Raw genomic sequence first — 22,649 nt, 5'->3', positions numbered from 1 at the left:
CGAGGCTCGTAGGCCGGGTCGCGGGCGCGGTCCCGCGGCCGGCCGCCGCGGCGCGCAACGTGTGGGCAACGTGACGGTTCCTACCGTGTGCGGACCGCCACGGAGGCGGCGCGACGCACCCCGGAGGACAGCGATGACGCTCGATGCCATTCGTGAGGCCACCGATCTGCGAGTTCGCGGGCACGACGGCGCGGAGGTGATCCGTCGCGCGGCCCGGGTTCTCGTCGTCGACTCCGAGCCGGTCGTGCGCCACGGGATCCGCGCGTTGCTGACCGCCGAGCCCGACCTCGTCCCGGCCGGGGAGGCCGCCTCCCCGCGGGACGCGCTCATGGCCGCCGAGCGGACCCGGCCGGACGCGATCGTCGTCGACATCGAGTTCGGTCGCGACGAGCGCCCCGGCCTGGACCTGATCCGCACGCTGCTGGACCGCTGCCGCGGGGTGAAGGTCCTCGTCCTGACCGGTTGCCGGGACCGCGACTCGATGATGCGGACCGTCCGGCTGGGGGTGCACGGCTACCTGCGCAAGGGCGCGGACACGGCCGAGATCGTGCGTGCGCTGCGCACCGTGCTGCGCGGCGAGGGCGTGTTCGACCCGGGCACGGGCGGCGCCGGGCCGCCGCTGCAGGTGCTGCGTGACCCGTCCCGGGCCCCGGGCCCCGACCTGTGCAAGACCTCCCTGCTCACCGACCGGGAGAACCAGGTGCTGCGGCTGCTCGCCGTCGGGCTCAGCAACCGGGAGATCGGTGCCCGGCTGCGGATCTCCGAGGCCACCGTCAAGTTCCACGTCCGGAACCTGCGCGACAAGCTCGAGGTGCGGCGCCGCACCGAGATCGTCTACACGGCCGCACGGCAGGGCATCGTCTGATCCGCACGCCGGCGCCCGTTGCGGTGCCGGATCCCGCATGCCGTCGTGCGCAGCGGTGCGCGGAGGGGATCGTGCACGCCGGTGCGCGCAGCGGCGCCCGGAGTGGATCGTGCATACCGGTGCGCGCAGCGGCGCCCGGAGCGGATAGTGCACGCCGGTGCGCGCAGCGGCGCCGGGACCGGACCGCCGGGCCGGGGCGCGTGGAGATTCCCGCCCCGGCCCGGGCTCGAGACGCCCCGCTCCCTGCAGGCCGCTGCGCATCGCGCCCCGTCGCGCGCAGTCGCGCGCAGTCGCGTGCGGTGCGCTCGTGGTCGCCTCCCTCGCCGCGACGCCGTGTGTCGATCTGCGCGTTCCCGTCGCGGGTGTGGTGGGAGGGTGCCGGGCCGGCCGGGTCGAACGTGTCGATCAGCGCGTTTCTGCCCGGAGTGGGTGGGAGCGTGCGGGTCGGCCGGGTGGAGTGTGTCGATCTGCACGATGCCGCCCGGGATGGGGCGGGAGCGTGCGGCTCGGTCGGGTGGAGTGTGTTGATCAGCGCGTTGTCGCCCCGGGCGGGGCGGGTGCGTGCGGCTCGGTCGGGTGGAGTGTGTTGATCAGCGCATTGTCGCCCCGGGCGGGGCGGGAGCGTGCGGCTCGGTCGGGCCGAGCGTGTCGATCAGCGCGTTGTCGCCCGTGTCGGGGCGGGAGCGTGCGGGTCGGCGGCGTCGGCGGTGTCGATCTGCGCGTCCTGGCCGTGCCGAGGGCGGAAGGGTGCGGGTCGGCGGCGTCGCGTGTGTCGATCAGCGCGTTTCTGCCTGGTGCGCGGCGCGCGCGAGCAGGGGCGGCCGTGTCGCGCGTGTTGATCAGCACCTTGCCGCCCCCGGCGGGGCGGGGCGTGCGGCTCGGGTGGAGGGTGTCGATCCGCGCGTTCCCGTCGCGGGTGTCGGGAGCGCCCTGCGGGTGCGCAGGGTGGCCGAGCCCACGCGCCCGTTCACCCCGCGGCCACCTGCTCCTCACCCGTACGGAGGACAGGGCTGCTGAGATGCGGGGGACCGGGCGGAGAGCGTTCCGCTCCGCCCGCCGACGTCATCCCACCACGACCCCAGGAGGACGACCGTGGCCGACCGCTGCCCCGGCGACACCCCGGACGCCGGCGCCCGCCGCACGCTCCCCGTCATCGACCGCCTCCGGCCCGGACGCCAGGGTCTGACCTGCCGGTACAAGTGCGGCGACGCGTGTGCGAAGCCGGAGCCGAACCGGTCGTCGAACGGGTACTTCGGGGACGTCCTGCAGACCGTGCTCGACCGGCGCGGGGTCCTGCGCGCGGGCGCGGTTGTCGGGCTCACCGCCGGGACCGGCGCCGCGCTGGCCGGCACCGCGTCGGCGGGCACCCCGGCCCTGGAGCAGCGGCACCCGCTGGCGCCCGCGGAGCAGCCGGAGCCGCCGCGCGGGCTGCGCTACGGGACGGTCGAGCCGAACCTCGACGACACGATCCGCGTCCCGGAGGACTACGCCTCCAACGTCGTGATCCGCTGGGGTGACCCGATCTTCCCGGACGCGCCGGAGTTCGACTTCGAGCACCAGACGGCCGCCGCCCAGGCCCGCCAGTTCGGTTACAACAACGACTTCTGCGGGATCCTGCCGATCGACGGCGCCGGCACCCGCTACGTCATGTACTCCAACCACGAGTACACGCTCGAGCCGCTGATGTTCCGCGGCTACGACGAGGAGAACCCCACCGAGGAGCAGATCCGGATCGGCATGGCCGCGCACGGCGGCGGGATCGTCGAGGTCACCCGGGACCCGCGGACCGGCGAGCTGCACCACGACCGCGCCGGGGCGCTGAACCGCCGGATCACCGCGGACACCGAGATGGCGTTCGACGGCCCGGCCGCCGGCTCGGCCGCGCTGCGGACGAAGGCCGACCCCTCCGGCCGGACGGTCAAGGGCATGGTCGGCAACTGCGCCGGAGGCACCACCCCGTGGGGCACGTTCCTGACCGGCGAGGAGAACTTCGACGGCTACTTCGCCTCCGGTCCGGTGACCGACCCGCGCCAGGAGCGCTACGGCATCGAGCAGGGCTCCTCGGAGCGCAAGTGGGAGCGCGTCGACCCGCGCTGGGACCTCGCGCAGGAGCCCAACGAGGCGAACCGGTTCGGCTACATCGTCGAGATCGACCCGCACGACCCGTCGTCGAAGCCGGTCAAGCACACCGCGCTGGGCCGCTTCAAGCACGAGGGGGCCGGCGTCCAGCTCACGGAGGACGGCCGCCCGGTCGTCTACATGGGAGACGACGAGCGCTTCGACTACGTCTACAAGTTCGTGTCGGACAAGCGGATGCGCCGCGGGACCAGCCGGGAGGCGCGCGAGCACAACGCGACGCTGCTGTCGTCCGGCACGCTCTACGTCGCGGTCTTCACCGGGGACAGCCCGCCTGCGGAGATCACCGGCAACGGGGCGCTGCCGCGTGACGGGCAGTTCGACGGTGCAGGCGTGTGGAAGCCGCTCGCATCCACCACCAAGTCCTACGTGGACGGGATGAGCGTCGCCGACGTCTTCGTGTTCACCCGTCTCGCCGCCGACCGGGTCGGGGCGACCAAGATGGACCGCCCCGAGGACGTCGAGCCGAGCCCGCGGACCGGCAAGGTCTACCTCGCCTGCACCAACAACTCCGACCGCGGCAAGGCGGGCGAGGCCGGTGCCGACGAGGCCAACCCGCGCAACGCCAACCAGCACGGGCACGTCATCGAGCTGACCGAGACCGCCGACGACCCGGCGGCGACGACGTTCGGCTGGAACATCCTGCTGGTCTGCGGCAACCCGGACGACCCGTCGACCTACTTCGGAGGGTTCGACAAGTCGCAGGTCAGCCCGATCACCTCGCCGGACAACGTCGCGTTCGACGGCTACGGGAACCTGTGGCTGGCCACCGACTCCGGCCAGGCCCTGGAGATCAACGACGGGCTCTACGGCGTCGTGCTGGACGGGCCGCAGCGCGGCTCGACCCGGCTGTTCGCCAGCGTGCCGGTCGGGGCGGAGTGCTGCGGACCGGTCGTCGACGAGACGTTCGTGCTGATCTCGGTGCAGCACCCGGGCGACGTCGACGACGCCTCGCCGGAGGCCCCGGCCTCGCACTGGCCGGACGGGGGTGCCGCGCAGCCGCGTCCGGCCGTCGTCGCGATCCGGCACCTGGAGGGCGGGCGACCGGCGAAGATCGGGGTGTAGCCCGGCGGGTGCCGCTACTCGTCGGACGCCACCCCTTTACCCGACCGGACGTTCGGTGCAGAGTATCCGCCGGGCCGGGACACCGGAGTCCGGCCCGGGGGAGAATCCGCATGGCATCCACCGACCCGCACGCGGGTGGCGGGAGCGTCGCCGACACCACCGGCTCCGCTCCACAGCAGGTCCGCCGCGTCGCCGTCACGAGCGCGATCGGCACGACGATCGAGTGGTACGACTTCTTCATCTACGCCACGGCTGCGGCCCTGGTGTTCAACAGCCAGTTCTTCTCGACGCTGTCCGCGGCGTCGGGCACGCTCGCCGCCTTCGCGACGCTGGGCGTCGGCCTCGTCGCCCGGCCGCTCGGCGGCGTCGTCTGGGGGCACTTCGGTGACCTCGTCGGCCGCAAACGGATGCTGGTCGCCTCGCTCCTGCTGATGGGCTTCGCGACGGTCGGCGTCGGGCTGCTGCCGACCTACGCGCAGATCGGGGTGGCCGCGCCGGTGCTGCTCGTCGTCCTGCGGCTGCTGCAGGGACTGTCCGCCGGCGGCGAGTGGGGCGGCGCCGCACTGATGTCGGTCGAGCACGCGCCGCCCGACCGGCGCGGCCGCTACGGCTCGTTCCCGCAGGTCGGTGTCCCGGCCGGGCTGATCCTCGCCCAGCTGGTGTTCCTCGCCGTCTCCAACCTGACCACGCCGGAGCAGTTCGCGGCCTGGGGGTGGCGGATCCCGTTCCTGCTGTCGATCCTGCTGGTCGTCGTCGGCCTGGTGATCCGGCTGCGGGTCGAGGAGAGCCCGGTCTTCGCGATGCTGCGGGAGAACCGCACGCGCAGCCGCGCGCCGATCGTCGAGGTGTTCGCCCACCGGCCGCGCGAGCTGGTGCTCGCCTCGCTGAGCTTCATCGCGAACAACGCGATCGGCTACATCTTCCTGGCCTACCTGCTGTCCTACGGGACTCAGGTGCTAAAGGTCCCGCGCAACATCATGATCGTCGTGGTGGTCATCGGCTCGGTGAGCTGGCTGGCCAGCATCGTCGGCGGCGCGATCTGGTCGGACCGGGTCGGCCGGAAGCGGGCCTACCTCGTCGGCTCGGTGCTGCTGGTCCTGTGGCCGGTCCCGTTCTTCCTGCTGCTGGACACGACGGCGTTCCCCGCGATGGTGGTCGCCGTGGTCGTGTTGACGGCCGCGCTGGGGCTGTCCTACGGGCCGCAGTCGGCCTTGTTCGCGGAGATGTTCGAGGCGCGCTACCGCTACAGCGGGGCCTCGTTCTCCTACGCCGTCGGCGCGGTGCTCGGCGGCGGCTTCGCGCCGCTGATCGCCACCGCGCTGCAGCAGGGCTACGGCACGTCGACGGCCGTCGCGGTCTACATGGTCGTCGTCGCGGTGATCTCGCTGGTGGCGATCGTGTTCATCCGCGAGACGCACCGCCCGGACGCGCCGGCCCGGCTGTCCTGACGCGGGTCAGGCGGACGTGTGCCGGCCGGTCCCGGCGCCGTTGAGGTCCCGGGCCCGGCGGCGCGCGGCGACCGTGTCGGTGTCGCTGCCGGCGCCGGTGCCGTTCAGGGAGCGAGCCCGTTCGGCGACCTCGCGGGTGACGCACGGCCACGTCGCGCTGACGCCGGTGGCGTCCCGGCACTCCCGGCAGAACCCCTCGGAATCGGGGGTGTGCTCCTCCAGGGTCCGCGCGAGCAGATCGGGCATCTCGGACAGGATGTTCGCGAGCGCCAAGACTCACCTCCAGGTCGATTGCCGGCGACAGTAGTAGTCCTGATCACCCGGCCGGCTCAGGGGAGTGGGCGCCCTCCGGCCCTCACGGCCGCCGCCGCGCGGCCCTGCAGATCCACAGTCGAGGGTGTTTCCACCCAGCTCACGGCCCGGACCGGCCGGCCGCCAGGCCCCGGGCACCGGAACGCAGGGGCCGGCCACGGGCGGCACGTGGCACCGCACACCGCTCGGTGAGATGCGCCGTCGATCGGTGACCGGTGTGACGGGCACGACGACAGGCATGCCGGAGACGCTGGACGTGCGAGCGGACCACCCCCGCGGGCGGCGCCGGGTCAGGTCTCCGGGACCTCGCGCTCGATCTCGGCGAGCCACAGCGCCGCCGACATGTCCGACGGCGCCCGCCAGTCCCCGCGCGGCGAGAGCGCGCCCCCGGCCGAGACCTTCGGACCGTTGGGCAGCGCCGAGCGTTTGAACTGGGCGAAGGCGAAGAAGCGCTTCGCGAAGACCTGCAGCCAGCTCCGGATCTCCGCCGCGGTGTAGGCGGGGCGCTCGCCCTCGGGGAACCCGGGCGGCCAGGCGCCGTCTGACGGGTCGGACCAGGCGTGCCCGGCGAGGAAGGCGATCTTCGACGGGCGGAAGCCGAGCCGCAGCGTGTACCAGAGCGTGAAGTCCTGCAGCGCGTACGGCCCGACGGTCGCCTGGCTGGACTGGATCTCCCGGGTGCCGTCGGCGGGCACCAGCTCCGGGGTGATCTCGGTGTCGAGCACCGACTGCAGCACCCCGGACACCGTGTCGTCGAACTGCTTCGAGGAGATCACCCAGCGGATCAGGTGCTGCATCAGCGTCTTCGGGACTCCGCCGTTGACGTTGTAGTGCGACATCTGGTCGCCGACGCCGTAGGTCGACCAGCCCAGGGCCAGCTCGGAGAGGTCCCCGGTGCCGAGCACGATCCCGCCGCGCTGATTGGCCAGCCGGAACAGGTAGTCGGTGCGCAGCCCGGCCTGGACGTTCTCGAAGGTGACGTCGTAGACCGGCTCGCCGCGGCCGAACGGGTGCCCGATCTCGGCGAGCATCGTGCGCGCGGTGCCGGTGATGTCGAGGGTCGAGAACGTGACCCCGAGCGCCTTGGACAGCGCGACCGCGTTGGAGCGGGTGTGGTCGGAGGTGGCGAACCCGGGCATCGTGAACGCGAGGACGTCACTGCGCGGGCGTCCCAGACGGTCCATCGCGCGGGCCGCGACGATGAGGGCGTGGGTGGAGTCGAGCCCCCCGGACACCCCGATCACGACCTTCGGCTGGCCGATCGCGCGCAACCGCTGCTCCAGCCCGGCGACCTGGATCGAGTACGCCTCGTAGCAGTCCTGCTCGAGCCGCGCCGGGTCCGCCGGCACGAACGGGAAGCGCTCCACGGTGCGGCGCAGGCCGATGTCGTGCCCCGGCGGGTCGAGCCGGAAGCCCACCGTCCGGAAGCCGCCGGTGCGGGCGGCGTGCGTGCGGCGGTTGTCGTCGAAGGTGCCCTGCCGGCGCCGCTCGGCGGCGATGAGGTCCAGGTCGAGGTCGGCGACGGCCCGGCGGGGCCCCTCCGGGAAGCGGTCGGACTCGGCGAGCCGCTCGCCGTTCTCGTAGATCATCGTCTGGCCGTCCCACGAGACGTCCGTCGTGGACTCGCCCTCGCCCGCGGCGGCGAAGACGTAGCCGGCCAGGCAGCGCGACGACGTCGACCGGCACAGCAGGCGCCGGTCCTCGGCGCGGCCGACCGTGATCGGCGAGCCGGACAGGTTCGCCAGCACGGTGGCCCCGGCCAGCGCGGCCTCGGCCGACGGCGGGATCGGCACCCAGACGTCCTCGCAGATCTCGACGTGCAGCACGAACCCCGGCAGGTCCTCCGCGGCGAAGAGAAGGTCGGGGCCGAACGGGTACCCGTCGCCCCCGATGTGGATGGTCGCCCCGCGGACGTCGTCACCGGCCGCGACCTGGCGGCGCTCGTAGAACTCGCGGTAGGTCGGCAGGTACGACTTCGGCGCCACCCCGAGGATCCGGCCCCGGTGGATGACCACGGCGCAGTTGTACAGCCGGTGCCGGTACCGCAGCGGCGCCCCGACGACCAGCACCGGCAGCAGGTCGGTCGTCGCCTCCGCCAGCGTCACCAGCTCCCGCTCGACGGCCTCGAGGAGCGTGTCCTGCAGCAGGATGTCCTCGATCGAGTAGCCGGACAGGGTCAGCTCCGGGAACACGACCAGCCCGACGCCGTCGTCGTGGCACTCGCGCGCGATGTCCAGCACGGCGGCGGCGTTCGCGTCCGGCCGGGCCATCGCGGTGTGCAGCGTCGTCGCGGCGGCCCGCAGGAAGTGGTGGCGATAGACGGAGCGGAAGTCCACGGGGCCATTGTGGCGATCCGCCGTGCGCGCCACCGGCACCGGGCGTCACGGCGGTCCCGCGCCGGCTCGCCCCGCCCCGCCCTGCGCCGCGCCGCCCCCGCTCTCGCGAATCCCGCCGAGATGCAGCTGAGCGCGAATTGTCGATCTCCATGGGACGCTCAGCTGCACGTCGGCGTGGGTGATCCGGGCGGACGGAACGGTGCACCCGGCGCTGGTCCGTGCGGTCGTCACCGGCGCAGCAGATGCAGCAGCGCGGATGGCCGCCCGCCGAACCCCTCGGCCTCCAGCACGACGAGCAGGATCCGCGGCAGGTCCCGCACGGAAGGGAACAGCACGTAGCGGGGGTACCAGGCGGGCCGGAACTTCGCGTTGAACCGGTACAGCGAGTCGATCTGCCACCAGCGCGACGCGAGCCGCAGCAGCCGGGCCCAGATCCGGGCCACCGGACCGGCCCCGAGCCGCTCGCCACGCTCGAGCGCGGACCGGAACACCGCGAAGTTCAGCGACACCCGGGTCACGCCGAGGCGGGCCGTGGCCGCCATCAGCTCGGCGATCATGAGCTCGTTGACGCCGTTGTCGGCGCCGGCGTCACGGACCATCAGGTCGAGCGAGAGCCCGTCCGGGCCCCACGGCACCAGCTGCAGCATCCCGCTCGGCTCCCCCTCCCGGAACGCGGTGACGATCACCGCATCCGGGTCGGCCGGGTCGGCGATCCGGGACGACGTCATCGAGAACCCGCGCTCGTGCTCGCCACCCCGCCAGCGGCGCGCCTGCTCGGCGAGCGCGGCCCGCTCGTCGTCGGTGTACTCGCCCAGCCGCCGGACCGAGACGGTGTGCCCGATCCGCTGCATCCGCTTGACGGTCTGCCGGACGCCGCGCATCGGGCGCCCGTCCAGAGTGAACGTCGCCGTCTCCAGGACGGCCTCGTCACCGAGCTCCAGCGCGTCCAGCCCGGCCTTCGACCAGGCCGTCGCCCCACGCTCGGAGCACCCCAGCACCGCGGGGGACCAGCCGTAGCGGGTGCACTCGGCGAGGAACGCCTCGATCGCGCCCGGCCACGCGCCGACGTCGCCCACCGGATCCCCGGAGGCCAGCGCGACCCCCGCCAGCACCCGGTACGACACGGCCGACTTGCCGCCGTGCGAGAACACCGCCGCCTTGTCGCGGCGCAGCGCGAAGTAGCCGAGCGAGTCGCCGCCGCGCTGCGCGAGCAGGGTCCGCAGGCGCTGCTCGTCCGCCGGTTCCAGCACCGGCCGGGGTTCCGGTGAGCGCAGCAGGTGGTACCCGGCGGTGAGGACGGCGACCAGGCCGAAGGTGAGCCCGACCGCGGCGGTGAGGTCGTCCAGCCAGCCGGCACCCGCCGTGAATGAGACCGGCCCGGTCACGCCGACCAGCGACAGCGCTGCGTGCACGGCCTGGGCTGCGACCGGCGGGTCGTCCGCGAGCCGGCGCGGGTTCAGCGCCAGCAGCACCCACACGACGAGGAACCCGGACAGCCCGAACTGGACGACCGTGCGGATCGCGCGGCCCAGGCCGCCGGGGTCCTGCTCGGCGACGAAGTAGCGCCGGGTGACGAGCAGGGCGACCAGCAGCGCGGCGACCAGCAGGGTCGGGACGAGGCCGTGCCGCTGGTCGAGGACGTGCAGCAGGTTGACCACGACCAGGAAGGCCGTCGTCGCGGTCGCGACCCACCAGGCGCGCTGCTTGCGGCGGCGCAACCCGGTCGCCAGCAGCAGCAGGCCGACGCCCGCGACCGTCGTCACGACCAGGGCGGCCAGCCCGACCCCGGACGGCAGGCCGAGGGTGCTCCGCAGCTCACCGCCCAGGATCCGGCGCGGCGCGGGCAGCACCGCGGTGAGCACGGTGAGCAGGCCGACGATCCGGGCCGCCCACACCACCGCACGGACGACGGCGGCCTCGGACAACCGGCGCCGTCGCGCCGCCGGGTCCGGGCGCGGGTTCGCGCGGGGGCGGACGTGCCCGTTCCGGCCGTCCCCGGCGGTGACAGACCCCGCCACGCGATCCTCCCTGTCACGGCGTTCGCCGCCGAAACCTAGACCCCACCCGGGCCGGTCCGAACGAGGGTCACGGCGATACCCCGACCGGGGGCGCCGCAGGTGACGGTCGGTGTGCACGGCCGGTGCCCGGGCGGCGATCAGGTGCGTCGGCTGCGCCGCATCGGCAGTCTGGTGAGCCACCCGCACCGCCGCCGAAGGGACCGCCCGTGAGCCTCGACGTCACCGCACTGCTCGACGACCTGACGTTGCCGGAGAAGGCGTCGCTGACGTCCGGCTCCTCGTTCTGGTTCACCGCCCCGGTCGAACGGCTCGGCATCCCCGCGATCATGGTCGCGGACGGCCCGCACGGGTTGCGTGCCCAGCCCGGGGCCGGCGACCACGTCGGGCTCGGGGACAGCGTGCCCGCCACCTGCTTCCCCACCGCGTCGGCCGTCGCGTCCAGCTGGAACCCCGCGCTGCTGCGCCGCATCGGTGCCGCGCTGGGCCAGGAGGCACGCGCCCGCAACCTGTCGGTCGTCCTCGGCCCGGGGATCAACATGAAGCGCTCGCCGCTGTGCGGGCGCAACTTCGAGTACTTCTCCGAGGACCCCCACCTCGCCGGTGAGCTCGGGCTGGGCATCGTCGAGGGCATCCAGTCCCGTGGTGTCGGCACCTCGCTGAAGCACTTCGCAGCCAACAACCAGGAGACCGACCGGATGCGGGTCGACGCGCAGGTCGACGAGCGGACCCTGCGCGAGATCTACCTCCCGGCGTTCGAGCGGATCGTGACGGCCGGCAGGCCGTGGACGGTGATGTGCTCGTACAACAAGGTCAACGGCACCTCGGCGTCGGAGAACCCGTGGCTGCTGACCACGGTGCTGCGCGACGAGTGGGGTTACGACGGGCTCGTCGTGTCCGACTGGGGCGCGGCCTACCACCGGGTCCCCGCGCTGTGGGCCGGGCTGGACCTGGAGATGCCGCCCGACCTGCCCCGGAGCCCGGAGGCGGTCGTCGCCGCGGTCCGCGCCGGCGAGCTCGACGAGGCGGTCCTGGACGCCCGGGTGCGGGCCGTCCTCGAGCTGGTCGACAAGGGCATGGCCGTGCTCGAGCTGGACGAGGGCTTCGACGCCGACGCCCACCACCGCCTCGCCCGGGCCGCCGCAGCCGAGTCGGTCGTGCTGCTCAAGAACGGGTCGACGGCCGGCGGCACGCCGGTGCTGCCGCTGGCGCCGTCGGAGCGGGTCGCGGTCGTCGGCGAGTTCGCCCGCACGCCCCGCTACCAGGGCGCCGGCAGCTCCCAGGTGAACCCGACCAGCCTGGAGACCCTGCTGGACGAGCTGACCGCGGCCCACGGTGAGGTGACCTTCGCGCCCGGCTACACGATCGGCGGGGACGGCGCGGCCGACGACGCGCTGCGCGCCGGGGCCGTGACCGCGGCGGCCGCCGCCGACACCGTCGTCATGCTGCTCGGCCTGCCCGGCGCCGACGAGTCCGAGGGCTTCGACCGCACCCACATGAACCTGCCCGCCAACCAGATCGCCACCCTGCGCGCCGTCGCCGCGGCGAACACCGCCGTCGCCGTCGTGCTCGTCAACGGGGCCACCGTGCTGCTCGGTGACGTCGAGCCGCACGCCGCCGCGCTCGTCGAGGCCTGGCTCGGTGGCCAGGCGGCCGGGGGCGCCATCGCCGACGTCCTCACCGGCGCGGTCAACCCGTCGGGCCGGCTCGCGGAGACCGTCCCGCACCGGCTGGAGGACAACCCGTCGTACCTGAACTTCCCGGGGGACTCCCGGGTCGTGCGCTACGGCGAGGGGATCTTCATCGGCTACCGCGGCTACGACGCCACCCGCAGCGACGTCGCGTACCCGTTCGGGTTCGGCCTGTCCTACACCGAGTTCGCGCTCACCGACCTCGACGTGACGCTCACCGGTTCGGTCGCCGGGGGTGATCTCGCCGCGCAGGTGGGCGTGACGGTCACCAACACCGGTGCGGTCGCCGGGGCCGAGGTCGTGCAGGTCTACGTCCGTGACCTCGAGGCCTCGGTGGCGCGCCCGGTACGCGAGCTGAAGGGGTTCACCAAGGTGGACCTGGAGCCGGGCGGATCCGAGCGGGTCACCCTCACCCTGGACCAGCGGGCCTTCTCGTTCTGGTCGATCCGGCGGAACGGCTGGGTCGTGGAGGCCGGCGAGTTCGCGATCGAGGTCGGTCGCCATTCGCGCGACCTGCCGCTCGTGCACACCGTGACCGTCGACGCGCCGTCGATCGCCGAGCCGCTGGGCCCGGACTCCACGCTGCACGAGTGGCTGGCCGACCCGGTGGGGGCGCGGCTCCTCGCCGAGGCGGCCGCTGCGGGGCAGCCGGACCCGACCCGCGATCCGGAGCTCCTGCCGCTCCTCGGGCCGGCGCCGATGTCCGCGCTCGCGTCGATGCACGGGCTGAGCGTCGACCACGACACCCTCGACAAGCTCGTCGAGCGCCTCGGCGGCCGGTCCGGGCCGGTCTGACGGGGCCCGAGCGGCGGGGCCCACCGTGGACGGCGGGGCACCCCGGCCGGGCCGGGCCTCGCGCGGCCCGGCCGGGGCGTTCCGTGGGTCAGCGCTCTCCGAAGCCGCCCTGCTCCCGCTGGCCGCCGTAGCTGCCGGAGTCCCCGCCGCGGTCGCGGTCGTCGCCGCCGTAGCCGCCGCCGGACTCGCCGCCGAACCCGCCGGACTCGCGCCCGCTGCCGCCGGACTCGCGGTCGTCGCCGTAGCCGCCGGACTCGCGCCGGCTGCCGCCGAAGCCGGAGTCGCCGCCGCGGTCGTCGCCGCCGAATCCGCCCGACTCGCGCTGGTTACCGCCGAAGCCGCCGCCGGACTCCTGCTGGCCGCCGAAGCCACCGGAGTCGCCGCCGCGGTCGCGGTCGCCACCGCCGAAGCTGCCGCCGGACTCGCGCTCGTTGCCGCCGTAGCCGCCCGAGTCGCCGCGGTCGCGGTAGTCGCTGCCGCCGTAGCCGCCGGACTGGCGCTCGCCACCGCCGTAGCCGCCGCCGGACTCGCGCTCGCTGCCGCCGTAGCCGCCGCCGGACTCGCGCTCGTTGCCGCCGTAGCCGCCCGAGTCGCCGCCGCGGTCGCGGTCGTCGCTGCCGCCGAAGCTGCCGGACTGGCGCTCGCCACCGCCGTAGCCGCCGCCGGACTCCCGCTCGCTGCCACCGAAGCCGCCGCCGGACTCGCGCTCGTTGCCGCCGAAGCTGTCGCCGGACTCGCGCTGCCCGCCGAAGCCGCTCGACTCGCCGCCGCGGTCGTCGCCGCCGCCGAAGCCGCCGGACTCGCGCTCGTTCCCGCCGAAGCCGCCCTGCTCGCGGTCGAAGCCGCCGGCCTCGCCGGCGTTGTCGTCCCGTTCGTAACCCATGAGCTGATCCCCTCTGTGGACTGATCGGTGGCGATCTCGCGATGCCAGGGCCGGATGCTTCCCCCACACGTCCGGACGGAGCAACGCGGAGCGCCCGGCTGTTCCACCGATGAGGTGAGGAATTCAGGCAACGGTTACTGCGACGCGACCGGCGGGGCATCCCGGCCGGCACCCGCGGTGTGCGTGGCCCGGGTGTCCCGCCCGTTACGGAAGTGGTAACGGGCGTCACACCGGGGTCCGTTGGGTGCTCGGCCGGGAGGGCCGGCGGCGTGCCGTTCACCGGGTGGCCAGGTCCTGTTCACGCGGTGTGCCGTATCGCACCCGGCGACCACTCGTTCGGAGAGATGAGTGACCGTACGTCAGCAGGGGGGATTGATCATGAGGTTTCGAGCACTCGCCGGGGGGATCGCGGTGATCGGCGCCGTCCTGGCCACCGCACTCTCCGGCATCGCGCAGGCGGACCCGTCCGAGCGGGGGACCACCTCGGCGCCGCTGACCGAGATGCGGACCGCGGGTGACAAGGGCTGGTTCTACACGGCGCGCGCGGACGAGGCCGTGACCGCGGAGAAGGCCCACGGGTTCACCGACGCCACGCAGGTCGGCCGGATCGACCTGGCACCGACCGAGGGCAGCAACCCGGTGCACCGCCTCCGGCTCAAGGAGGGCGGCCCGAGCTACATGCTGTCCATCTCGCCGGAGGAGTGGAAGAGCCCGAAGTTCGTCGACGAGGGAGTCGCGGGCTACCTGGACGGGCACGAGGACTCCGGCGACGTCGGCCTCGTGCGGTTCAGCAAGGACGGCAAGTGGCGGGTGCTGACCGACACGCCGGCCAACGTCGAGAACATGAAGAACGCTGGCTACGAGGTCGACGGGCCGCTGGGCTGGTTCCGTCCCTGACCAGGCACGACGTCGCAGGGGCCCGGCTCCGCGGAGCCGGGCCCCTGTGCATCTCCGGCTCGGACGCCACCGGTCCCGTTCCTCGGCCGATAGGCTCCCGGAATGGCCGGTGACGTCCAGCTGCGGCAGCTCGAGTACCTGGTGGCCCTGGCCCGGGAACGCCACTTCGGCCGGGCCGCCGCGGCGTGTCACGCCAGCCAGTCGACGCTCTCCTCGGCGCTGCGGGCGCTGGAACGGCAGCTGGGGGTCACGATCGTCCAGCGCGACCGGCGGTTCCAGGGGTTCACCGGTGAGGGGGAGCGGGTCGTCGGCTGGGCGCACCGCATCCTGGCCGAGCGCGACGCGCTGCGGACCGACCTGGACCGGTTGCGGCACGGGCTGACCGCGACCGTCCGGATCGGCGCGATCCCCACCGCGGTCCCCGCCACGTCGGTGCTCACGCTGGCCTGGGTGGGCGCGTACCCGCAGGCGCGCACCCGGATCGACGTGTTCTCGGCCCGGGAGATCCACCGGCTGCTCACGGAGTTCGAACTGGACGTCGGCCTGACCTACGTGGACCCCGGGGCGACCGGCAGCCACGTCCTGCCGCTGTACCGGGAGCGCTACCTGCTCCTCACCCCCGACCGGCCCGCGCTCGACGGCCGGGACACGCTGGCGTGGCGGGAGGCGGCGGGGCTGCGGCTGTGCGCGCTGAGCCGCGGGATGCGGAACCGCGAGATCGTCGACGGGGCGCTCGTCGCCGCGGGCGTGACTCCGCAGGTCGACGTCGAGGCGGACACCGTCGCCGCCCTCTACGCCCACCTGGCCACCGGGCAGTGGTCGGCCGTCATCGCGCACACCTGGTTGCGCGCGTTCGGGGTGCCCGCCGGGATGCGGGCCCTGCCGCTCGACGATCCCGGGTCCCGCCCGGTCGTCGGGCTCGTGCTGGGAGACAGGGGCCCGGCCTCGCACGTCGCCCGGGCGTTCCTCGACGCCGTGGAGACGGCCGGTGTCGGTGCCGAGCTGGAGCGGGACACCGACGCCGGGTCGGTGCCGGTGTCCGGGCCGCGCTGACGCCGGGTCTCGCCGAAGCCCGGGCCGCGCCGACGACCGGGCCGTCCGACGCGCGACCGGGCCGTCAGACGCGCGACCGGGCCGTCAGACGCGCGGCCGGCCGTCAGACGCGCGGCCGGCCGTCGAACCACTACCTGACCGTCACACCCGCGGACCGGCCGTGGCGGCCGGCGGGACGAAGCCGGGGCCGGCCCCGATCACCGTCCGTTCGTGGGGCTCGCGGACCGGTGATCGAGACCGGCCCGGTGCAGCGCCCGCATCCGGTCGGCGTCGAGCGGGGGCGGGCCGGTGAACCCGGGCAGGACGGCGACCGCGCCGTCGAACCGCTGCTCCCGGGTGTAGCCGTTGGTCACCACCACGGTCGCCAGCCCTGCGGCGGTCGCGGCCTGCAGCCCGACCGCCGAGTCCTCGACGGCCATCACCTCGTCGGCGGGCAGCCCGAGCCGCTCCAGCGCGCGCAGGTACGCCTCCGGGTCCGGCTTGAGCTCGCTGACGTCGTCACCGGTGACGACCACCTCCACCGGGACACCGGCGAGCACCTGCTCGACCAGCGGCTCGACCCACGACCGGCGGCCGGTGGTCGCCACCGCGAGCCGGACGCCGTCGACCGCGAGACCGCCGACCAGCTCCCGCAGCCCGGGGCGCGGGGCGATCCCGCCCCGGGTGATGCGCTCCCGGAAGAGGTCGGTCTTGGTGCGGTGCACCTCGGCGGCCAGCCGGTCGGCCTCGGCCTCGTCGGTGCCGCGGGCGCGCAGGTCCGCGGCGATCCGCCGGCGTCCCCCGGTGATCTCGAGGAGGCGGCCGTAGGTGGCGGCGTCCCACTCGACGTCCAGCCCGTGCCGGGCGAACGCCTCGTTGAACGCCGGCCGGTGGCCGTCCCGCTCGGTGTCGGCGAGCGTGCCGTCGACGTCGAACACGACGGCGCGGAGCGCGGGGGCCACCGCTAGCCGACCTCGTCGAACGCGGCCGGCTCGCGGTCGAGCGCCTGCCAGGCCGCGCGGGCGACGGCGGTGGCCGACATCCCGACGTGCTCGGCGACGGCGGCGCCCTTCCCGCTCTCGCCGAACCGCTCCAGCCCGACGACGACGTCGCGGGGGGCGGCGACGGCCCGCCAGCCGGTCGGCACTCCGGCCTCCACCCAGACCACCGGGACGTCCGGCAGCCCCGCGTTCCCCGCGCGCAGCGCATCGGCGAAGCGTTCCCGCCAGGGCACCGACACCACCCGGGCACCGACGTCCCGGGCCGCGAGCAGCTCGGCGGCCGCGGTCGCGGTGGCCACCTCGGACCCGCTCGCCGCGAGGACGACCTCGACCGCGCCGGGCGGGTCGGCGACGGTCCGCGCACCACGCTCGCGGACGTCCTCGAGGCCGGCCCGTCCGAGCCCGGGCAGGTCCTGCCTGCTCAGGATGAGCGCGGTGGGCCCGCTCAGGTCGGCGGCGGCGAGCTCCCAGGCCAGCTCCGACTCGGCGGCGTCGGCCGGGCGCAGGACGGTCAGGCCGGGGATCAGCCGCAGCGACTCGATGTGCTCGACGGGCTGGTGGGTGGGGCCGTCCTCGCCGACGTGCACGGAGTCGTGGGTGAACACGTGCACCACCGGCAGCCCCATCAGCGCGGACAGCCGCAGCGCCGGGCGCAGGTAGTCGGAGAACACCAGGAACGTGCTGCCGAACGGGCGCAGCCCGCCGTGCAGGGCGAGGCCGTTGAGCACGGCTGCCATGGCGTGCTCGCGGACCCCGAACGGGATGTTCCGCCCTGCGTAGTGGCCCGGGACGGCCTCCCCGCCCGGGAGCGTGGTGCCGGTCGACGAGGCCAGGTCGGCGGAGCCGCCCACCAGCGCCGGGTACACCTCGGCGAGCGCACGCAGCACGGCCGCGCCCGCCTTCCGGGTGGCGACCGGCCCGTCCTGCTCCGGACGGTCGGCGAGCACCGTCAGGTCGGGGGGCGGGGGCACCCGGTCCAGCGGGAAGTCCGCGGCCGTCCCCGGGTGGGCGGACCGCCACTCCGCGTGGGTGCGCTCCCACTCCTCCCGCTCGGCGGTCCAGCGCTCGCGGAGCCGGGCCGTCTCCTCACCGACGGCGTCGGGGATGTGGAACGCGGTGTCGGGCCAGCCGGCCCGGTGGCGCATCTCGGTGAGCGCGGCCTCGCCCAGCGGGCTGCCGTGCGCCTTCGAGGTCCCCTCGATCCCGGGGGCGCCGTGCCCGATCGTGGTCCGGATCGCGATGAACGTCGGGCGCCCCTCCTCGAGGGTGGCCTCGGTGAGGGCCTGGTCGATCGCCTCGAGGTCGGTGCCGTCGGCGACCCGCAGGGTGTGCCAGCCGTAGGACCGGAACCGGGCCTCGGCGTCGTCGTGGCAGCTGGCCGAGGCGGGGCCGTCGATCGTGACGTCGTTGTCGTCGAAGAGCACGGTGAGCTTGCCGAGCCCGAGCCGGCCGGCCAGCGAGGCGGCCTCGTGGCTGATGCCCTCCATCAGGCAGCCGTCGCCGACGAGGGCCCACGTCCGGTGGCCGACGACCTGGTGGCCGTCGGTGTTGCAGCGTGCGGCCAGCATCCGTTCGGCCAGGGCCATGCCCACGGCGTTGGCGAGTCCCTGGCCGAGCGGCCCGGTGGTCGTCTCCACCCCGGTGGTCAGGCCGTACTCGGGGTGCCCGGGGGTCCGCGAGCCGAGACGGCGGAAGTTCCGGAGCTCGTCGAGCGGGAGGTCGTACCCGGTGAGGTGCAGCAGCGAGTACAGCAGCGCCGACCCGTGCCCCGCGGAGAGGACGAACCGGTCGCGGTCGGGCCACTCCGACCACGTCGGGTCGTGCCGCAGGTGACGCGACCACAGTGTCCACGCGGTGGGGGCGGCACCCAGCGGCAGGCCGGGGTGCCCGCTGTTCGCCGCCTGGACGGCGTCGGCGGACAGGAAACGGATGGTCTCCACCACGAGGTCGTCGACACCGGACGGCTGCGGCGGGCCGCCGTCCAGCTCCGGCGACGGCGCGGTGGTCTCGATGCGGCTCGTCATGCGATTCCTCCTCGGGCCGCGGCGCGCATCGCGGCCGCGCGATCGGCCATGGTTCCCGGGCCGCGGAAGAGGGCGGATCCGGTGCAGAAGACCCGGGCGCCGGCCCGGGCGGCGGCGCCGATGGTGTCCGGGCCGATGCCGCCGTCGACCTCCAGCTCGACGTCCAGCCCGCGGCGGTCGATCTCGGCGCGGGCCGCGGCGATCTTCGGCTCCATCCCGGACAGGTAGGCCTGGCCGCCGAAGCCCGGGTTCACCGTCATCACCAGCAGCAGGTCGGTGAGGTCGAGGACGTGCTCGACGGCCTGCAGTGGCGTCGCCGGGTTGAGCGCGACCCCGGACCGGGCGCCCAGCTCACGGATCCGGCCGAGGGTGCGGTGCAGGTGCCGGCACGTCTCCGCGTGCACGATGACGATCTCGCAGCCGGCGTCGATCCAGAGGGGCAGCAGCGGGTCGGGGTCGGCGACCATCAGGTGTGCCTCGAACCCGATGCCGGCGCGGTCCCGGCAGGACCGGATGACGTCCGGCCCGAAGGTCAGGTTGGGCACGAACACGCCGTCCATGACATCCCACTGGATGCGCTCGATCCCGGCCTTCTCGATTTCCTGCACCTGCCGGCCCAGCTCGGCGAAGTCCGCGGGCAGAACCGATGCGACCAGCATCGTCGTGTCTCCCGGCGCCATCGCGCCACCTCCTGTCGATCCCGGAGCGCCGACGCTAGGCACACCGGGGTGGTTTCTCGTCCCCCTCACCGGGGATCCGGTGGGGGGAAGGTCGCGGACCGGCAGGCCCGTTCGCCCCGACCCGCGTGCGGCCTACGCTTCGCGGCATGGGAACGCCGGAACACGGCCCGGTCCGCGTGGTGCTCGTCGACGATCACGAGATGGTGATCGCGGGACTCAAGGCGATGCTCGGCGCCTACCGCAGCCGGGTACGCGTGGTCGGCGTGGCGGTCGGCGTCGAGAGCGCGCTGTCGGTGGTCGCCGGGCTGGAGCCCGACGTCGTGCTGTGCGACGTCCAGATGCAGGGGTCCAGCGGGCTCGACCTGTGCCGCGCGCTCCACGAACGGGACCCGGAGCGCAAGGTCGTGCTGCTGAGCGTCTACGACGACGAGCAGTACCTGTTCCAGGCGCTGCGCGCCGGGGCGTCCGGCTACCTGCTGAAGCGGATCACCGGCGAGGAGCTGGTGTCCCAGATCGAGCGGGCGGGCGCCGGTGAGGTCGTGATCGACTCCGGGCTGGCCGCCCGGGCCGTGGACACCGCGGCCCGCCTGCAGCGCGACGAGTACTGGCCCGGTGCGCGGCACGGGCTGACCCAGCGGGAGAGCGAGATCCTCTCGTTCGTGGTCTCCGGGCTGTCGAACCGGGCGATCGCGTCGCGCCTGCTGATCGGCGACGAGACGGTGAAGAGCCACCTGCGGGCCATCTACCGCAAGCTCGACGTCCGGGACCGGACCGGTGCGGTGGCCACGGCCCTGCGCGAGGGGATCTTCCGCTGAACCCGGCCGGCGCCGCGCCCCGGCGGCCGGCCGGCCGGGTGGCCCGGATCAGGCCGGCTGCAGCGGGTCACGGCTGCGCACCGCGGTCGCGTTCGCGGCAACCCGTTCGGCGAGGGCCGCCTGGCCGGCCTCGACCAGCTCGGGCTCGCCGTGCCAGGCCGCCAGTGCCGGATCGACCAGTGCCCGGCCGAAGGAGAACGTCAGCGGCCACGGCGTGTCATGGCGCTGCATGGCCTCCAGGTTCGCGGTCGCGCGTTCCGGCGACTGCCCGCCGGACAGGAACGCCACCCCGGCGAGCTCGTCCGGCCAGGCCCGCAGCACCTGCACGGTGGCGTCGGCGACCTGCTCGGGCGAGCACTGCTCGGCGGCGTCCTTGCCCTCGATCACCATGTTGGGCTTGAGCACGATCCCCGCGAGGTCGACGTGCAGCAGCTCCAGCTCGGTGCGGAGATCGGCGTGCACCGCGGCGGTGGCCTCGGCGCAGCGCTCGATCGTGTGCGCGCCGTCCATCAGGACCTCGGGCTCGACGATCGGCACGATCCCGGCGGCCTGGCACGCCGCCGCGTACCGGGCGAGCGCGTTGCCGTTGCTGCGGATCGCACCCGGGCTGGGCCGCTCGACGTCGATCACGTAGACGGCGCGCCACTTGGCGAACGCGGCACCGATCTCGGCGTACTCCTCGAGGCGGCCGGGCAGGCCGTCGAGGCCCTCGGTGACCGTCTCGCCGGGCAGGCCCGGACAGGGCTTCGCCCCCGTGTCGACCTTGATGCCGGGCAGGATGCCGAGCGCGTGCACCGCCTCCGCGAACGGCCTGCCGTCGGTGAAGGTCTGGCGCAGCGTCTCGTCGCAGAAGATGATCCCGGACGCCCCGTCGGCGAGCCCCGGCGCCGTCGACAGCAGTTCGCGGTAGCGGCGGCGGTTCTCCGGGGTCGCCTCGACCCCGGCCTTCTCGAGCCGGCTCGACATCGTGCCGATGCTCTCGTCCGCGGCGAGGACGCCCTTCCCGGGGGCGACCATCTGCGCCGCGATCTCCCTGCACGAGTCCATGTCGTGAGCTCCTTCCGTGGCGAACGTGGTCGCCGACCGTACGTGCCGCGCCCCCGCCGTGACCTCACCCTTTCCGGGGAGCCGGTCGGGGAGGGCGATTCTTCAGTGATCACTCAAGTGTTCGCGGCAAAGTGTCGATAGACGGCGAGGCATGTGACCCCGACCATGGAGTCATGTCGAACCGATGGAACGCCGGGGTCATCCCCTACGCCGAGATGGGCTACTGGCAGCCGGACTACGTCCCGAAGGACACGGACGTGCTCTGCACGTTCCGCATCACCCCCCAGGAGGGAGTGCCGCCGGAGGAGGCGGGCGCCGCGGTCGCGGGCGAGTCGAGCACCGCGACCTGGACCGTCGTCTGGACCGACCGGCTCACCGCGCACGAGCACTACCAGGCCAAGTGCTACAAGGTCGAGGCGGTCGCCGGCACGCCCGGCCAGTACATCGCCTGGATCGCCTACGACATCGACCTCTTCGAAGAGGGCTCGATCGCGAACCTCACGAGCTCGATCATCGGCAACGTGTTCGGGTTCAAGCCGCTGAAGGCGTTGCGGCTCGAGGACATGCGCATCCCGGTGGCCTACGTGAAGACCTTCCAGGGTCCCGCGCACGGCATCATCATGGAGCGCGAGTACCTGAACAAGTACGGCCGTCCGCTGCTCGGCGCGACCACGAAGCCGAAGCTGGGCCTGTCGGCACGCAACTACGGCCGCGTCGTCTACGAGGCCCTCCGTGGGGGCCTGGACTTCGTCAAGGACGACGAGAACATCAACTCGCAGCCGTTCATGCGCTGGCGCGACCGGTACCTGTTCGTGATGGAGGCGGTCAACCGGGCGCAGGCCGAGACCGGTGAGATCAAGGGTCACTACCTCAACGTCACCGCCGGGACGATGGAGGAGATGTACGAGCGGGCGAACTTCGCCAAGGAGCTCGGCTCGGTCATCATCATGATCGACCTGACGATCGGCTACACCGCGATCCAGTCGATGGCGAACTGGGCCCGGGCCAACGGCATGATCCTGCACCTGCACCGGGCCGGGCACGGCACGTTCACCCGGCAGAAGACCCACGGCATCAGCTTCCGGGTCATCTCCAAGTGGATGCGCCTGGCCGGGGTGGACCACATCCACGCCGGGACGGTCGTCGGCAAGCTCGAGGGCGACAAGAACACGACCCTCGGGTTCTACGACACGCTGCGCAAGAACTACATCGACGCCGACCCGGTCAAGGGCCTGTACTTCGACCAGGACTGGCAGTCCCTGCCCCCGGTGATGCCGGTGGCCTCCGGCGGCATCCACGCCGGCCAGATGCACCAGCTGGTGGACCTCTTCGGCGACGACGTCGTCCTGCAGTTCGGCGGCGGCACCATCGGCCACCCGATGGGGATCGCGGCCGGCGCCGAGGCGAACCGCGTGGCGCTCGAGGCGACCATCAAGGCGCGCAACGAGGGCGTCGACCTCCTCAAGGAGGGCGAGAACATCCTCAAGAAGGCGGCGGGCAAGAACCGCGCCCTCGACATGGCCCTGGCGACGTGGGGCGACATCACGTTCAACTACGAGTCCACCGACACCGCCGACGTCGTCGCCACCCCGACGACCGCCTGATCA

Annotated in this window: 16 protein-coding genes; 8 read left to right on the top strand and 8 right to left on the bottom strand. The window is 73.8% G+C overall.

Features of this window, described 5'->3' with window-relative positions; all coding sequences use genetic code 11:
- The first annotated feature begins 133 nt into the window (after window positions 1-133).
- The 3 genes from H7X46_RS21680 to H7X46_RS21670 all read left to right on the top strand — a co-directional run bounded on the left by H7X46_RS21680 (window position 134) and on the right by H7X46_RS21670 (window position 5,514).
- Window positions 134-865, top strand: coding sequence for a response regulator transcription factor (locus H7X46_RS21680; RefSeq protein WP_186361148.1), 732 nt, complete (start codon window positions 134-136; stop codon window positions 863-865).
- Window positions 866-1,957: 1,092 nt separating this feature from the next.
- The gene (locus H7X46_RS21675; protein WP_186361147.1) at window positions 1,958-4,066 is read left to right on the top strand and encodes a PhoX family phosphatase; all 2,109 of its coding nucleotides are present in this window, start codon (window positions 1,958-1,960) and stop codon (window positions 4,064-4,066) included.
- A gap of 110 nt (window positions 4,067-4,176) precedes the next feature.
- Entirely contained in the window at window positions 4,177-5,514 is a 1,338-nt protein-coding gene (locus tag H7X46_RS21670; protein WP_186361146.1) for an MFS transporter, read from the top strand.
- Window positions 5,515-5,520: 6 nt separating this feature from the next.
- Here the strand turns inward: H7X46_RS21670 and H7X46_RS21665 are convergent, their stop codons facing one another.
- The 3 genes from H7X46_RS21665 to H7X46_RS21655 form a co-directional block, all read right to left on the bottom strand.
- On the bottom strand, window positions 5,521-5,760 hold the full coding sequence (locus H7X46_RS21665) for a hypothetical protein (RefSeq protein WP_255426189.1): 240 nt from the start codon (window positions 5,758-5,760) through the stop codon (window positions 5,521-5,523).
- 356 nt (window positions 5,761-6,116) lie between these two features.
- Window positions 6,117-8,162 carry an NAD(+) synthase gene (locus H7X46_RS21660; RefSeq protein ID WP_186361144.1) on the bottom strand — a complete coding sequence of 682 codons (2,046 nt, stop codon included), beginning with the start codon at window positions 8,160-8,162 and terminating at the stop codon, window positions 6,117-6,119.
- 227 nt (window positions 8,163-8,389) lie between these two features.
- Complete coding sequence (locus H7X46_RS21655; RefSeq protein ID WP_370588896.1) at window positions 8,390-10,180, bottom strand: phosphatidylglycerol lysyltransferase domain-containing protein; 1,791 nt, start codon at window positions 10,178-10,180, stop codon at window positions 8,390-8,392.
- A 206-nt stretch (window positions 10,181-10,386) separates the two neighbouring features.
- Between H7X46_RS21655 and H7X46_RS21650 the strand changes: the two genes are divergently transcribed.
- The gene (locus H7X46_RS21650) at window positions 10,387-12,663 is read left to right on the top strand and encodes a glycoside hydrolase family 3 C-terminal domain-containing protein (protein WP_186361143.1); all 2,277 of its coding nucleotides are present in this window, start codon (window positions 10,387-10,389) and stop codon (window positions 12,661-12,663) included.
- An 88-nt stretch (window positions 12,664-12,751) separates the two neighbouring features.
- On the opposite strand, the gene H7X46_RS30410 is transcribed toward H7X46_RS21650, so the two are convergent.
- Complete coding sequence (locus H7X46_RS30410) at window positions 12,752-13,546, bottom strand: hypothetical protein (protein ID WP_186361142.1); 795 nt, start codon at window positions 13,544-13,546, stop codon at window positions 12,752-12,754.
- A gap of 378 nt (window positions 13,547-13,924) precedes the next feature.
- Here H7X46_RS30410 and H7X46_RS21640 point away from each other — a divergent pair, with 378 nt between their 5' ends.
- Window positions 13,925-14,443, top strand: coding sequence for a hypothetical protein (locus tag H7X46_RS21640; protein ID WP_186361141.1), 519 nt, complete (start codon window positions 13,925-13,927; stop codon window positions 14,441-14,443).
- A gap of 102 nt (window positions 14,444-14,545) precedes the next feature.
- The gene (locus H7X46_RS21635; protein WP_186361140.1) at window positions 14,546-15,496 is read left to right on the top strand and encodes a LysR family transcriptional regulator; all 951 of its coding nucleotides are present in this window, start codon (window positions 14,546-14,548) and stop codon (window positions 15,494-15,496) included.
- Window positions 15,497-15,693: 197 nt separating this feature from the next.
- Here H7X46_RS21635 and H7X46_RS21630 read toward each other — a convergent pair whose 3' ends face one another.
- From H7X46_RS21630 to rpe, 3 genes are read right to left on the bottom strand one after another with little or no spacing between them, the layout of a single operon-like run.
- A complete protein-coding gene (locus H7X46_RS21630; RefSeq protein WP_186361139.1) occupies window positions 15,694-16,437 on the bottom strand; it encodes an HAD-IA family hydrolase in 744 nt (247 codons plus the stop codon).
- 2 nt (window positions 16,438-16,439) lie between these two features.
- Complete coding sequence (gene tkt / locus H7X46_RS21625) at window positions 16,440-18,500, bottom strand: transketolase (RefSeq protein ID WP_186361138.1); 2,061 nt, start codon at window positions 18,498-18,500, stop codon at window positions 16,440-16,442.
- Window positions 18,497-19,180, bottom strand: a complete 684-nt coding sequence (gene rpe / locus H7X46_RS21620; RefSeq protein WP_186361137.1) for a ribulose-phosphate 3-epimerase — start codon at window positions 19,178-19,180, stop codon at window positions 18,497-18,499. The genes tkt and rpe overlap by 4 nt, the downstream gene beginning before the upstream one ends.
- Before the next feature lie 146 nt (window positions 19,181-19,326).
- Between rpe and H7X46_RS21615 the strand changes: the two genes are divergently transcribed.
- Complete coding sequence (locus tag H7X46_RS21615) at window positions 19,327-19,995, top strand: response regulator transcription factor (RefSeq protein ID WP_186361136.1); 669 nt, start codon at window positions 19,327-19,329, stop codon at window positions 19,993-19,995.
- Window positions 19,996-20,043: 48 nt separating this feature from the next.
- On the opposite strand, the gene H7X46_RS21610 is transcribed toward H7X46_RS21615, so the two are convergent.
- Window positions 20,044-21,042, bottom strand: coding sequence for a class I fructose-bisphosphate aldolase (locus H7X46_RS21610; protein ID WP_186361135.1), 999 nt, complete (start codon window positions 21,040-21,042; stop codon window positions 20,044-20,046).
- A gap of 173 nt (window positions 21,043-21,215) precedes the next feature.
- Here H7X46_RS21610 and H7X46_RS21605 point away from each other — a divergent pair, with 173 nt between their 5' ends.
- Window positions 21,216-22,646, top strand: coding sequence for a form I ribulose bisphosphate carboxylase large subunit (locus tag H7X46_RS21605; protein WP_186361134.1), 1,431 nt, complete (start codon window positions 21,216-21,218; stop codon window positions 22,644-22,646).
- Window positions 22,647-22,649 lie beyond the last annotated feature (3 nt).

The organism is Pseudonocardia sp. C8 (assembly GCF_014267175.1).
Classification (GTDB): Bacteria; Actinomycetota; Actinomycetes; order Mycobacteriales; family Pseudonocardiaceae; genus Pseudonocardia.
This window is presented reverse-complemented; position numbering and strand designations above follow the sequence as displayed.

Excerpts from the sequence above, each read along its gene's own strand:
- H7X46_RS21640 (WP_186361141.1), top strand. The coding sequence starts at position 13,925 with ATGAGGTTTCGAGCACTCGCCGGGGGGATCGCGGTGATCGGCGCCGTC.
- H7X46_RS21665 (WP_255426189.1), bottom strand. The coding sequence starts at position 5,760 with ATGCCCGATCTGCTCGCGCGGACCCTGGAGGAGCACACCCCCGATTCC.
- H7X46_RS21610 (WP_186361135.1), bottom strand. The coding sequence starts at position 21,042 with ATGGACTCGTGCAGGGAGATCGCGGCGCAGATGGTCGCCCCCGGGAAG.
- H7X46_RS21605 (WP_186361134.1), top strand. The coding sequence starts at position 21,216 with ATGTCGAACCGATGGAACGCCGGGGTCATCCCCTACGCCGAGATGGGC.
- H7X46_RS21615 (WP_186361136.1), top strand. The coding sequence starts at position 19,327 with ATGGGAACGCCGGAACACGGCCCGGTCCGCGTGGTGCTCGTCGACGAT.
- H7X46_RS21680 (WP_186361148.1), top strand. The coding sequence starts at position 134 with ATGACGCTCGATGCCATTCGTGAGGCCACCGATCTGCGAGTTCGCGGG.
- H7X46_RS30410 (WP_186361142.1), bottom strand. The coding sequence starts at position 13,546 with ATGGGTTACGAACGGGACGACAACGCCGGCGAGGCCGGCGGCTTCGAC.
- rpe (WP_186361137.1), bottom strand. The coding sequence starts at position 19,180 with ATGGCGCCGGGAGACACGACGATGCTGGTCGCATCGGTTCTGCCCGCG.
- H7X46_RS21635 (WP_186361140.1), top strand. The coding sequence starts at position 14,546 with ATGGCCGGTGACGTCCAGCTGCGGCAGCTCGAGTACCTGGTGGCCCTG.
- H7X46_RS21670 (WP_186361146.1), top strand. The coding sequence starts at position 4,177 with ATGGCATCCACCGACCCGCACGCGGGTGGCGGGAGCGTCGCCGACACC.
- tkt (WP_186361138.1), bottom strand. The coding sequence starts at position 18,500 with ATGACGAGCCGCATCGAGACCACCGCGCCGTCGCCGGAGCTGGACGGC.